The sequence below is a fragment of the Maritalea sp. YIW29 genome (assembly GCF_057219265.1).
This window is the reverse complement of record NZ_JBXVVF010000001.1, coordinates 1,802,558-1,816,115: the sequence shown is the minus strand read 5'-3', so window position 1 is coordinate 1,816,115 and position 13,558 is coordinate 1,802,558. Positions and strand designations below refer to the sequence as shown.

Below are 13,558 nucleotides of genomic sequence, written 5' to 3'. Positions count from 1 at the left end.
GCTCAACTGATATACACGTTCACATACGCAATACTTGACATATGTCAATTTTGACGAATTCGCTCAAAGTGGCGAAAGGAAATGGTTTGAAAACTCATGCCCTTATTGTGCGCTTGTTGAGCCAGCGTGTTGCGCAGGACAGTTCTGTCCTTCGACAAACCCAGGATGAGGGTTCCGAAGACTATGTGTGTTTGTTGCCAAAGCCCGTGTTTGGGCTAACCCTCTTCCACCACAAACTCATCCGGCACCATACGGCGCGGCAGGTTGGGGCGAAGGGAAAAACGGGCGGGGATCAGCTCGCCAGCTGGCGGACCTTTTTTCTCGATGCGCTTCATCAGTTGGCGCACCAAAGCGTGCCCACTTTCATTAAGTGGTGAGCGCACAAAGCTGATCAGTCCTTCAAGTGAGGACAGATCCACATGCCGCAACTCGTCGTCCATGGTTGCGACTTCAAGGTCGACACCGATTGTGCGGCCAGAACTGGCAATCGCCGCTTGGCCTTCCACTGCCATCACGGCAGACGAATAAAGGATTGAGGTAATGTCGGGGTCTTCAAGGGCCTTCTTGGTTAGCTGATAACCGGCATGCACCATGGGGTGCACGGCGTTATACACCACGAGCGCGTGACGGTTGGTGTCCATTTCTTCTAGGCCACGTTCTGCACCGCGCCGACGCTCGACAGCAAATGCATAATGCTCGTCACCATTGATGAAGGCGACCTTCTTGTGGCCAGCATCGAGCATCACCTTAGTGAGGGCCTTGAACATGCCAAAATTGTCCACGTCGACCCAGGAATAGTCCGCGCTACGTTGTTCGCGACCATGCACCACGAAGGGCTGTTTTGCCTCAAGTAAGTATTTGATGCGCTCGTCATTCGGGCGGGGCAGTTCAACAATGAAGCCGTCAACGCTTTTGTCGCGAACATAACGGTCGAACAAAGAAACCAATTCGCTTTCCGCACCCGAAGCAAACACCACGTCATAATCGTAGCTTTTGACTTCCCGCAACACGCCAGAAAACACTTCCACAAAGTGCGGATCAACAAAATGCTGCGAACCGTCGCCCTTTATCCAGCCAATGGAGTGGGAGCGTTGGGTCACCAACCGTTGGGCATTGCGATTTGGGGTATATCCCATATCCTTGGCAACGCCTTGCACCCGCTCACGAGTCTTCGCACTGACATCGCTATAACCGTTCAGCGCGCGTGAAATCGTGGTGATCGACAGGTCTAGCTCGCGGGCGAGGTCTTTTATCGTCACTTGGTTTTGGTCGTTCCCAAAGTCGGGATTGTTTTCTTTAGTGGGCATATTCTCCAACAATTTGCGCCTGTTGGATGGAACACCAACTTCTCTGATTGCAAAAACGCTTCACAACTTCCAACAATTGGTTGACGAGAGCAATCCATCAGGTTTAAAAATAGTTATCCAAAACGTTTTGGAAGCCTGAAAACTAACGATATCAGGGGCGGTGAGAATTGTAAAACAACCACACGCCTTTGGTAATGCGGCACGAAAGAGCAATGATGAACGATATGATCCAGCCTGATTCTACATCCGCTGTCAGACTGACAAAAAACAATGATTGGTGGCGCGGGGCCGTCATTTATCAGATCTATCCACGTTCGTTTCAGGATAGTAACGGCGACGGGGTTGGTGACCTAAAAGGCATCACCGAACGTTTGGATTATGTGGCCGAACTTGGGGTGGATGCGATTTGGCTGTCGCCGTTTTTCACATCGCCGATGAAAGATTTCGGCTACGATGTTTCTGACTATCGCGGCGTTGACCCAATTTTCGGCACGCTTGAAGATTTCGATCAATTGTTGGAAAAGGCGCATGCTTTGGGTCTTAAGGTGATGATCGATCAAGTTATCAGCCACACCTCAGATCAACATGAATGGTTTAAAGAAAGCCGGATTTCTACCAGCAATGCCAAAGCAGATTGGTATGTGTGGGCAGATGCGAAACCGGACGGTTCGCCACCCAACAATTGGCTGTCGATTTTCGGCGGCTCAGCTTGGACGTGGGACCCAAGACGATGCCAATATTACCTTCACAATTTCCTCGCCAGTCAGCCAGACCTGAACTTTCACAATGAGTCTGTTACATCGGCTTTGTTGGAAGAGGTTCGGTTTTGGCTCGACAGGGGTGTTGATGGTTTCCGGCTGGACACCGTGAATTTTTATGTGCACGACCAAGCGCTGACGGATAACCCCGCGCTGCCCAAAGACCAGGTCAATGCGACCATCGCGCCGGCGGTAAATCCATATAATTGGCAAGATCATTTGCACGATAAAAGCCGGCCAGAAAACATTGACTTTCTTAAGCGGCTACGCGCCGTGCTGGACGAATATGATGGTGTGACGACCGTCGGCGAAATTGGCGATGCACAACGACAGCTAGAGATTATGGCAGCCTACACGGCAGGCAATGACAAGCTGCATATGGCCTACACGTTCGACTTTTTGGGCGGCGAGTTTGAAGCGAAATATTTTGCTGAAAAAATCCAGGAACTCGAAGCCATTCTAACCGACGGTTGGCCATGTTGGGCTTTTTCAAATCACGACGTTAAACGGCACATAACCCGTTGGAATATTGAGCCAAGCCTGGCCGGTGAATTCGCCAAACTGTCAGCGGAGCTACTGTTGTCTTTGCGTGGTTCTGTCTGCCTTTATCAAGGCGAAGAGTTGGGGTTGCCAGAAGCGGATGTCGCCTTTGAAGACCTCGTTGATCCCTATGGCATTGAGTTTTGGCCCAACTTTAAGGGCCGCGACGGGTGCAGAACGCCGATGGTTTGGGAACAGTCCGGCGGGCAGGCTGGATTTACCACGGCCAACAGAACGTGGCTGCCTATTCCAATGGAACATCATCAACACGCGGTTGATGCGCAGGCAGACGATTCCGTGCTGCGTCACTATCAAGATTTTCTCGCGTTCCGCGCAAAAACCGCGGCATTGAAATCGGGTGATATTCAAATCGTCGCCGCAACCGACCAGATATTGGCGTTTAAGCGCACCTTTGGCGCAGAACAGATCTTATGTGTATTCAACATGTCTAATTCGGATGCGACTGTTGACCTTAAGGAGCTGGAACAGTTCTCAGTTGCCGCGCGGCCAACAACAGCGACGATAAGCACAAATACGATTTCACTCGCGCGATATTCATCTTATTTTGGCATTGCAGCCAAAGACTAAGCATTGTTTCAAGGGAGGAAACATGGCCGATATTAAAATTCGACATCTGGACAAATCATACGGTTCAGTGAAGGTCCTTAAAGACATAAATCTGGATATAAATTCGGGCGAATTTATCGTGTTCGTTGGTCCGTCTGGTTGCGGCAAGTCGACCTTGCTGCGCACCATTTCTGGGCTTGAAACCATAACGGCCGGTACATTGGAAATTGAGGGTAAAGTCGTCAACGATGTTGCGCCGTCTAAACGCGGCATTGCGATGGTGTTCCAATCTTATGCGCTTTATCCGCATATGAGTGTTTTCGACAATATGGCCTACGCACTGAAAATTCAGAAATTTTCCAAAAGCGAAATCAAGCAAAAGGTTGAAGCCGCAGCGGAAAAACTGCAACTAACAGACTATCTAAAGCGCCTCCCTAAAGCATTGTCAGGCGGCCAACGTCAGCGCGTCGCCATTGGCCGCGCGATTGTGCGCGATCCAAAAGTATTTTTGTTCGATGAGCCATTATCAAACTTGGATGCGGCGCTTCGGGTCAAAATGCGCATGGAAATTGCTGGGCTAAAGGAAACATTACCCGGCACGACCATGGTCTACGTGACCCACGATCAGGTCGAAGCCATGACCATGGCGGACAGGATTGTGGTGTTAAAAGACGGCGTCGTACAACAAGTCGGCACACCAATGGAACTGTACGAAAACCCACAAAGCCTGTTTGTTGCCGGGTTTATCGGATCGCCAAAAATGAACCTGCTGACCGGTGAAAGGGCGGCCAAATTTGATTGCACAACACTGGGCATTCGGTCTGAACATTTAGATATTGTTTCGGAAAACGGGGACTGGCAAGGCGAGGTCGTACACACCGAAATTTTGGGGTCTGATACCTATATCTATCTCAATATCGGCGATGAAGAATTGTTCGTAGTGCGCCAAGAAGGCAACACACCGGTCAAAGTACATTCCACAATTTCGGTGAAAGCCAAGGATGGCAAAATGCACCGTTTTGACGAAAACGGTGCGCCGATAAGTTGAGCTGGCGCACAATGTGTGCGCCAACTTGAAAATGTTGAGTTACATTTTCGCGATGGTGACGGTGCCAACTGATTTGGCGACCAATTTATCCATTTTGGTGCCTTCGTCATGACCTATGTCGAAGCGGTTTAATTCTATGGTGCTGCCAGACATACCGTGAAGTTCTGCAACAGCAGTCACATAGTTATCGGGCACCATTGTTGGCGCAACCATGGAGAAAATGCGGATTGCGGCTGCATCTGTATCCAATGTGAATGAAACACTGCCACCTGGTGCCAACAATACGCCTGGAGGGCCATCTGTGCCGTGGCCAACTGCTGCAGTGCCGTCGCCAATTGCTTTGATGACCATGGCAGGGTCGCCTGTCAGAACCTGAACCTCAGCTTCTGGCGTTACATAATTACCTTTGAAGAAGTGATGGTCGTTCTTGATATCTGCTGCAACGATTGGCGCAAATAATTCTTCTGCAAGGTTATTTGTAACGGTGATTTTGTAGCTGTCTGCAAAGGCAGCGCCTGCGAATAAGCTAACTGCTGCGGCTGCTAGAATTGTTCTTTTAAACATTGTTGTTCCCTTCAAGTTGCCCGCTATTGAGCTGACCTGAAGATAGGTATTCGCGCTAAAGACGTCGAATAAAGCCCGTTCGCTTTTCTTACAAATGAAGGTGACATTTTCGTATCATTTTCTCGCGCCACCGTGAGACTTGCGAGAGCGAAAGTAGGTTTCGCCAATCAGATTCCAACGTTGTAGATGCCCAACGCTGGGCCAACTTCTTCTTCCTCATACCCGAAATGCGAAAGCAATAATTTTTCGAGCGCCTCATGAACATGCACGCATTGATTGAATTGATCTTCGCTTGGGTTTTCGATCAAAATTTGTGCCGCCTCTGCCAAACGAACCAGAAGGGCGTGCACAACTTCATGCTCTTCCCGCAACCGCTGCACCACAACATCAAGAGCTGAATTGTGTCCCTCAAGCGCGGGGAACATGTGGGCATCCTCAATGGAATGATGCCCATTGATTAATTGACAATGCTGGCCACACAAGTTGCCAAACACCCGATAATTTTCAAGAATTGGATTGTCTTTAATATGGGCGTGCAATTCACTCGCACCGGTATCACCCTTTTGCACCCCTTCAAGCATCGTGCGCATCATCCGCATATTGCGTCGATGTTGTTCGTGAATAGCCCGCAGATGCCGCATCGGCAGTTGCTGCTCGGCACTTAAATTATTTGGCTTCGGCACTGTCGGCCGCGTTGCGTCGTCGGGGATTTTGATGTCGTCAATCATGGTGTTGATCTTAAGGCGCGAAGGTCGATTCTTCTACATGTTTGGTAGAACATGGCGCAAAGGCATTCGCTAAATCGCTAACCGCGCGTCCAACAAATCCTTCGTAATCTGTGCTTCTGGCGCATCGAATACTTCCTCGACGTCTCCTTGCTCAACAATTCTGCCATGCATCATCACCAAGACACGGTCAGCGATCGACCGGACCACATCAAGGTCATGGCTGACAAACAGGTAGGCCATGCCGTAGCGTTCGCGTAAATCTTGAAGCAAGGCCAGAATTTCGCCACGAATGGAAACATCAAGGGCAGAGACGGGTTCGTCCAACACTACCAACTTGGGCCGCAATACAAGTGCGCGTGCAATGGCGAGGCGTTGCCGTTGGCCGCCCGAGAATGCGTGCGGGTGGCGCTGAAGCATCTCAATAGGAAGTCCGACGCGCTCCACCGCAGCGTGCACCCGCTCTTCACGTTCAGCGGGCGATAGTTCAGGCATTAGGTTCAGTGGCTCAGACAGCGACTTTGCCATAATGAGACGCGGGTCAAAACTGCCGAACGGGTCTTGAAAAACCATGGAGAGCTCCCGCCGAGCGGCAGTCGGCATAGTGCCCAACTTGCGGCCATAAGCGTGCCCATCAAATTGAATGGTGCCGCGCTGGGCCGTTTGCAAGCCCGCTATGATCCTCGACAGGGTGGTCTTGCCACAACCCGACGGACCAACGAGCCCAACGCATTCGCCTTCTTTGATTTCAAGCGAAATATCGCTGAGCGCCTGCACATATCGTTTGGGTTGCCAGAAAGAGGAGGGTAGGCGAAATCGCCGTGAAATCCCATCAAGCCTGAGCAATGTTTCGCCAACTTTGCGGGAAGTAGAATTGGTGCGTTTGGGAGAAGCTGCTGCGATTAGTTTGTTGGTGTAGGCCTGTTGTGGTGTTCTTAACAATTGTTGCGCCGGTGCATCTTCAACGTGCCAACCTTTTTCCAATACATGGATATGTTCGCAAAGCGCAGCCACAGCGCCAAGGTCATGGGAGATGAACAGTAGCGCCATGCCCCGCTTGTCACAAACACGGCGAATGAGATCGATCACCTGCCGCTGCGTGATCATATCAAGGGCCGATGTTGGTTCGTCGGCAATCAGCAGCTCGGGTTCGCCAGCCAAAGCGATGGCCAAACCAATGCGTTGGCGCTGACCGCCCGATATTTCATGTGGATAGCGATGAACAACACTGGGGGGCAGATCAACTTCTTGAACAAGTTCCCGAACTCGCTCGTCGAAATTGATGTCGGGCACATGCAGTTCAAGTGCCTCTCTGATTTGGTCCCCGACCTTCATTAGCGGGTTGAGCGCCGTCATGGGTTCTTGAAAAACCATGCCCACATGTTTGCCGCGTTCTAGCGGACCGTCAACATTCAGCTGAATGTCGCCTTCGCGGTACGCGCCCTCTGGCAAAAGGTCGATGATGGAGAGTGCCGTAAGGCTTTTGCCCGAGCCGCTTTCGCCGACCACGCCAACGCGCTGCCCGGCGTCTATTTCAAGCGACAGTTGATTGACAACGACATGGTCGCCAAAACGAATGGAGAGATTTTTGATATTAACCAGAGACATCAACGCCTCCAGCTTTTGATAGTTTCGGGTCAAGCGTATCGCGCAACCCGTCGCCTAAAAGATTGAAGCTGATCACGAACAAAACAATTGCCATACCAGGAATGATCGCTTGCATGGGGAAACCAAAGAAGAAGCTTTGCGCTTCTTTTAGCATCAAGCCCAAGCTAGTTTCAGGCGGCTGGGTGCCCAGCCCGATATAGGACAGGCCAGCTTCTGCCAACACGCCAAGCGAGAGCTGAATGGTGGCCTGCACGATCAGTAAATTGGCGATGTTGGGCACAATATGGTTGAGACTGATTTGTCGGTTAGAAAGGCCGGAAAGTTTGGCCGCATCTACATATTCTAGCGTCCAAAGGCTGAGCGCCCCGCCGCGAGCAACGCGGGCAAACACAGGGATGTTGAAAATGCCAATCGCAACCATCGCGTTTATCGCACCCGGGCCGAACAGCGTTGTGATGATGATCGCGCTGATAAGAGCTGGAAAAGCGAAGATGAAGTCGTTGAACCTCAAGATTAATGTTTCCAGCCAACCCCGTTGTGCTGCAGCAGCCAGACCTAGCGGAACACCGATCAACGCCCCAATCGCTACAGCGAGCAGGGCGACTTTTAGGCTAGTCGCAACACCGGTCATCAGCATAGACAGCTGGTCGCGTCCCAAATAGTCAGCGCCTAACCAATGGTCCCATGAAAAGCCCGTAAACCGATTTGGGATATCTACGATATCTGTCGGGTGCGGGGTCCAAGCCACGGAGACAAGCGCCAACGCCAAAAATATGACACTGCCGATCAAGCCAATGCGAAAGCTTGGATGGTCGAGGGCGCGGGAAAAGGTTGAGCGTTCAGCCTTCATCAACTTGCCCCGTTGTTCGTATCCGAGGGTCGACCATCGCGTAGGCCAAATCAACAATGAACATCACCAAAATGACCATCGCGACCAACACCAAAATGGCGCTGCGGACCACGATTAAATCTCGCGCAGAAACAGCGCTAAAGATGAGCCGTCCGAGGCCGGGTAAATAAAAGACATTTTCAACAATGATGGTACCTGCAATCAGAAACGCGAATTGCAATCCCATAATGGTGAGGACGGGCAGCAAAGCGTTGCGCACCCCGTGCCGCCAAACGGCTTGGCTTTGGGTAAGGCCCTTTGCGCGCGCGGTGCGGATAAAGTCCGCTTGCATCACATCAACCAATGCGGTGCGCATCACTCGCGCCAAAATGGCGGCTTGTGGCAATGCCAATGCAATGGCAGGCAAAACCAATGAGCGAAGCGAAAGCCATGGATCTTCTGTCCAGGGCACAAACCCACCGGGCGGAAAAATTCGCCACGTCACGGCGAACATCAGCACCAACAGCATAGCGAACCAGAAGTTGGGGATGGCAATGCCGATTTGAGCCAGCACCATGGAAAAGGTGTCACCCAACTTACCACGATTTTGAGCGGCGATTATGCCGATGGGCAAGCCGATGGCAGTGGACAAAGTCAAGGCACCAAGGGCGAGGGGCAAGCTGACTTGCAGTCGTTCAAGCAACAGTTGGGTCACCGGCATACGCTGGGAAAAACTGGTGCCCAGATCACCTTGCACCAGTCCACCAAGCCAAATGAAGAACCTCTGCCATGTTGGTCGATCAAGCCCAAGCTCAGTGCGCAAAGCGGCTACCGCATCGTCAGTGGCGTTGATCCCGAGCATAAATCGCGCTGGGTCGCCCGGCAAAATATCCAGTAGGAAAAAAATGAACGCCGCAGCGAGAATTAATGTCGCTACGACGCCAAATAGTCTTTTTGCAGCAAAGCCAATCATAAAACCCAATCGGCCTTGCTACGCCATGAATGTCAAGATCAATTCGTCCAGCGAACAGCGGTCAAATCATTGCCTTCAACAGGCGAATTCGGCCACATGCCAGTGAGCTTAGCGTCCCAAACACCAGTTTTAGCCAGTTGGAACAAAAATCCATTCACCGCTTCTTCGCTTAGAATGCGTTGAGCCGCTTTCGCCAATTGCTCGCGTTTTGCTTCATCCGCGGTCACGTTTAGTTTTTCGATGATCGCTTGGAAAACAACATTGTCATATTGGAAGTAATAGTCTGGGTTTGCATAAATCCCGATATCAAACGGTTCCACATGGCTGACAATTGAAAGGTCGTAATTCTTTGTTTTGAACACGTCTTCTAGCCACTGGCTCCATTCCACATTGATCAATTCCAACTCAATGCCGATCTCGCGCAATTGGGCGGCAATAATTTGTCCACCACGACGTGAATATGTTGGTGGTGGCAATTTGAATGTTGCTTTCAACCCATTTGGAAAGCCAGCCTCAGCAAGCAAAGATTTTGCTTTCTCGATGTCGCGTGGATAAGTGCCCAACAGATCAACATAGTAAGGATGGTGCGGCGCGAAGTGGGTGCCAATTGGCGTGCCAAACCCAAACATAGCGCCATCAATAATTGCACGACGATCCAAGGCGTGAGCAATGGCCTGACGCACTTTCAAATTGTTGAAAGGCGCCTTGCCATTATTGATTGAAAGGATGGTTTCGCCTTCGGTTGAGCCTTGCAAGACTTGATAACGCGGATCCGCATCAAAAATGGCGAGACTTTCGGGCGCTGGGAAGTTGGAAAACCCATCAATTTCGCCGGCCAACATCGCGTTTTGCGCAGCGTTGGGATCTGAAATAAAGACGAACGTTGCTTTGTCCAAATGGGCCGGTGTGCCGGTATATTCAGAATTGCGTTCCAAGATCACGCGACTACCTTGATCCCATTGCACAAATTTGAATGGGCCAGTGCCGATTGGCTTGGATTGGTTCATCTCGGCGCTTTCAGGCGCAACAATCACCGCGTCGCCACGGCCAATATTGAACAGAAAGTCCCCTTGAGGTTGGGCAATTTGAATTTCAACCGTTTGCGGGTCAATGGACGTCACAGATTTTATCGGTGCAAAGATACCTTTTTGAGCGTTCGTGCTGTCGTCGGCGCGGGCACGCTCAAAAGTAAATATGACATCTTCAGCATCAAAACCCGTTCCGTCGTGAAATGAAACGCCGTCTTTAAGCTTGAAAGTATATGTCAGGCCGTCGTCGGAAATTGTCCAAGAAGTGGCAAGAGAAGGTTGAACCGCACCTGTTTGATCAATGCGGGTAAGGCCTTCAAATACATTGGCATAGACAACTTCATCAATGGCCGCCGCTGCACCAGCAGTTGGGTCCAAATGCGGTGGTTCCAACACCATGCCCACGCGAATATCACTGGCGAACGCACTTAAGCTCGACATCCCGATAATTGCAGCTGCGAACAGCGATTTTTTGACCATCTTTTCAATAATTTGCGCCATCAACACATTCCAACTTCATTGGCTAAATCCTGATCAAGTTCTAGCGGATTTAACTGAAAATGCAAAAGCAACGTTGGTTTATGTCGTAGTCAACATTCGTCATCCTCGGGCTTGACCCGAGGATCCATGGAGAAGTTGAGGGGGCAAAGAGGTGAACTCTCGAGCAGCACAAAGTCAAATGCAGCCAAGCATATCTTTGGCGTCGATTGTTCAAGTTCAAAAAGCCGGCGCCGATTGTTTCCCTCCCCCTTGTGGGGAGGCAGGCCGGATTGCCGTAAAAGCAATATTTGTTCTTAGCGGTTCGCGCTCTGCAACTTGCCGCCTAAAATCGCCGGCACCAGCCCAATGGTGATAATCAACAGCGCTGGCACGGCCGCAGATTCAAAATTCTCCAAACTCGCCTCGGCATAAACAAATGTCGACAAGGTTTCTAAACCAAGCGGGCGCAACAAAAGAGTTGCTGGAAGTTCTTTTATACATTCAACAAACACCAATGTAAGCGCCGCAACAATAGCGGGGCGCAAAGTTGGCAGGTCGACTTCCACCAGCGAGCGCCAGCGATTTGCGCCCAAAACATGTGCCGCTTCCAGTAAATTTGCGCCGCGTTTTTTCATTGCGGTTTCAAGCGAGTTATGGCTGACGGTCAAAAACCGAACAGAATAGGCATATAGAATGGCAATCGGGGAACCGGAGAGGATCAAGCCAACAGTTACGTCAAACCATGCGCGGGTGGCGTTGTTGATGATACCATCGAGGAAGCCAAGTGGCACTAGAACGCCGATAGCCAAAATGGTGCCCGGAACTGCATATCCGAATGTTGCGAGGTAAGACAGGTTTCGACTGCCATCTGCATTCACCATGCGCCGGGCGGTGAAATAGCCAATCCCGACACATATTGTTGCACCCACAAGGGCCAACCAAACTGTGGTCCAAAGCGCTTCAAGTATCTCGATATTTACCGCCCCACGAACCAAACGGATGAAGGCCGTCGACATCAATTCAAGAACAGGCACCGCAAAACCCAAACCGACAATCAGCAAGCAGAAAAGCGTCGGCGCGAGAACAAACGCAGGGGGTACTTTCGTTCGCGTTGCCGGAATGCGGCTATCGCGTTTCGTAAGATAGTCGAGCTTGCGCCGTTCATGCTGTTCCAACCAAATAAGGCCAGCAATGATGATGACCGTTGCAACGGCCAATTGCGCGGCACCCGGCAAATTGGATTGGTTTAGCCAAGTTGCATAAACAATGGCCGTCAGCGTGTTCACGCCGAAAAATTCAACGGCGCCAACGTCATTGATCACTTCCATTAGCGCTAGTGAAATACCAACAATTAGCGCTGGTCGGGCAAGGGGCAAAATGACTTCGCGGAATGTGCGCCATGGTCCCGCGCCTAAGGTTCTGCTGGCCGCGTCCAATACGCCTGATTGCATCAAAAAGAACGCGCGGCAGCTCAAATAGACATACGGGTAAAGCACAAGGCTCATCACGAACACCGCGCCACCAACGGTGCGAAAATCTGGGAACCAATATTCGCGGACTGATGTCGCGCCGGTCATCATTCTAATCATGGTCTGCAATGGGCCGGTGAAGTCCATCACCTCAACCCATGCATAGGCGGAAATATAGGTTGGGATCGCGATGGGCAGGATCAACGCCCATTCAAAAAACTTGCGGCCCGGAAACTCGAAGTTGGAAACCAGCCACGCACTAAGCAAGCCGATAGTGCCGGTGAATAGGCCAACAAAGAAAAGTAAAATGCCGGTTTCGCGCAAGGCGACCGGCAACATGCGGGAGAATAATCCGCCTTCGGTGCCAAAGGCCCCAATGGCCAACCAAGCAAGGGCGATGGTGGGCAATGCCATTGCAAATATGACAAAAAGCTCAACAAAAGACAGGCGCGAAATCGCGCCTGCAAATAGGTTTCGCTTATTGCCGCCTTGGTCAGCGATCATTCTTCTCCAAGTCAAATCCGCTATATATGTTTAGGTATAGCGGATTTGAAATTTGTGCAAAGCCTAAAGCGTTTTCAGCAAAAGTGTTTAGTTTTGTGGGCCTTCGTCGAATGTAACGGCGTCCACCAACTTGCTGGCTTCGTCGCGCTTGTCAGCGATGTCCGCAAGTGAAATGCTGTCGGCTTTCAACTCGCCCCATCCTGAAACAAGGTCAGATGCTGCTACACCTGGCAATACTGGATATTCAAAGTTTGCATCCGCGTAAATTGATTGCGCTTTTGGAGAGAGCAAGAATTGAATGAATTTTTTGCCGCCTTCAACATTCGGCGCATATTTCGCCAATGCAACACCCGAAATGTTTACGTGTGTTTTGTTGGCTTGTGCGTCCGGGAACACCAAGCGAACTGAAGCAGCCCAGTCTTTTTGCTCTGGCTCTTTGTCGTTGGTGACCATTTTGCCCATATAGTAAGTGTTGCCCAAAGCAATATCGCACTCACCAGAGAAAATGGCTTTTACTTGAGCGCGGTCATTACCGGTTGGTTTGCGTGCCAAATTGTCACGAACGCCTTCGAGCCAGCTTTTCGCGGCTTCTTCTCCATTATTGGCGATTTGTGAAGCGATCAAACCGATTGAATAAACGTGCTGGGCGGAACGCGTACAAACTTTGCCCTTCCAACGTGGGTCGGCAAGGTCAGCATAAGACAAAGCTTCGTCGCTCACCCGATCTTTTGATACGTAAAAAATGCGAGCCCGCAAAGAAAGAGCAGTCCAAGCGCCATCCGGGTCAACAAATTCTGCCGGAATTGCTGCGGTAACGTCTTTTGGAATTGCCTGCCAAATACCAGATTGCTTTGCAGCGTCCAAACGTCCAATGTCAACGGTTAGCAAAACATCAGCCGGTGAGTTTTCACCTTCTGCGGAAACGCGATCGACCAAACCCTTTTTGGCGAACAATACGTTTGTTTTGATACCGGTTTCAGCTTCAAAAGCATCTGTTAGTGGCTTCAAAAGCTCTGGCTGGCGATAGCTATAAACATTGATTTCTTCAGCTGTAGCAGCTGCGCCGAAAACTGATGTGCCAGCCAACATGATTGCTGCGAGCGATTTGGACAATTTCATTTCTGCACTCCAATAACTAAGGGTTTATGTCCCTCTATG

General features: G+C 50.7%; 11 protein-coding genes. 2 read left to right on the top strand and 9 right to left on the bottom strand.

Annotated elements, in window-relative coordinates:
* Window positions 1-215: 215 nt before the first annotated feature.
* Complete coding sequence (locus AC2D8L_RS08785) at window positions 216-1,307, bottom strand: LacI family DNA-binding transcriptional regulator (RefSeq protein ID WP_484685066.1); 1,092 nt, start codon at window positions 1,305-1,307, stop codon at window positions 216-218.
* Between the two features lie 215 nt (window positions 1,308-1,522).
* Between AC2D8L_RS08785 and bglA the strand changes: the two genes are divergently transcribed.
* Window positions 1,523-3,193 carry a beta-galactosidase BglA gene (gene bglA, locus AC2D8L_RS08780; protein WP_484685065.1) on the top strand — a complete coding sequence of 557 codons (1,671 nt, stop codon included), beginning with the start codon at window positions 1,523-1,525 and terminating at the stop codon, window positions 3,191-3,193.
* 22 nt (window positions 3,194-3,215) lie between these two features.
* Complete coding sequence (locus AC2D8L_RS08775; protein ID WP_484685064.1) at window positions 3,216-4,220, top strand: ABC transporter ATP-binding protein; 1,005 nt, start codon at window positions 3,216-3,218, stop codon at window positions 4,218-4,220.
* A 39-nt stretch (window positions 4,221-4,259) separates the two neighbouring features.
* Here the strand turns inward: AC2D8L_RS08775 and AC2D8L_RS08770 are convergent, their stop codons facing one another.
* The 8 genes from AC2D8L_RS08770 to AC2D8L_RS08735 all read right to left on the bottom strand — a co-directional run bounded on the left by AC2D8L_RS08770 (window position 4,260) and on the right by AC2D8L_RS08735 (window position 13,519).
* Window positions 4,260-4,784, bottom strand: coding sequence for a hypothetical protein (locus AC2D8L_RS08770; RefSeq protein ID WP_484685063.1), 525 nt, complete (start codon window positions 4,782-4,784; stop codon window positions 4,260-4,262).
* A 167-nt stretch (window positions 4,785-4,951) separates the two neighbouring features.
* Window positions 4,952-5,512 carry a hemerythrin domain-containing protein gene (locus tag AC2D8L_RS08765; RefSeq protein WP_484685062.1) on the bottom strand — a complete coding sequence of 187 codons (561 nt, stop codon included), beginning with the start codon at window positions 5,510-5,512 and terminating at the stop codon, window positions 4,952-4,954.
* Between the two features lie 69 nt (window positions 5,513-5,581).
* Window positions 5,582-7,117, bottom strand: a complete 1,536-nt coding sequence (locus AC2D8L_RS08760) for a dipeptide ABC transporter ATP-binding protein (protein ID WP_484685061.1) — start codon at window positions 7,115-7,117, stop codon at window positions 5,582-5,584.
* Window positions 7,104-7,967 (bottom strand): ABC transporter permease, encoded by an 864-nt coding sequence (locus AC2D8L_RS08755; RefSeq protein ID WP_484685060.1) that lies wholly within the window; start codon window positions 7,965-7,967, stop codon window positions 7,104-7,106. The genes AC2D8L_RS08760 and AC2D8L_RS08755 overlap by 14 nt, the downstream gene beginning before the upstream one ends.
* Window positions 7,957-8,919, bottom strand: coding sequence for an ABC transporter permease (locus tag AC2D8L_RS08750; protein ID WP_484685059.1), 963 nt, complete (start codon window positions 8,917-8,919; stop codon window positions 7,957-7,959). The genes AC2D8L_RS08755 and AC2D8L_RS08750 overlap by 11 nt, the downstream gene beginning before the upstream one ends.
* 38 nt (window positions 8,920-8,957) lie before the next feature.
* Window positions 8,958-10,448 carry an ABC transporter substrate-binding protein gene (locus AC2D8L_RS08745; protein WP_484685058.1) on the bottom strand — a complete coding sequence of 497 codons (1,491 nt, stop codon included), beginning with the start codon at window positions 10,446-10,448 and terminating at the stop codon, window positions 8,958-8,960.
* Between the two features lie 293 nt (window positions 10,449-10,741).
* Window positions 10,742-12,400, bottom strand: coding sequence for an ABC transporter permease (locus tag AC2D8L_RS08740; protein ID WP_484685057.1), 1,659 nt, complete (start codon window positions 12,398-12,400; stop codon window positions 10,742-10,744).
* Window positions 12,401-12,487: 87 nt separating this feature from the next.
* A complete protein-coding gene (locus AC2D8L_RS08735) occupies window positions 12,488-13,519 on the bottom strand; it encodes an extracellular solute-binding protein (protein WP_484685056.1) in 1,032 nt (343 codons plus the stop codon).
* Between the last annotated feature and the right edge of the window lie 39 nt (window positions 13,520-13,558).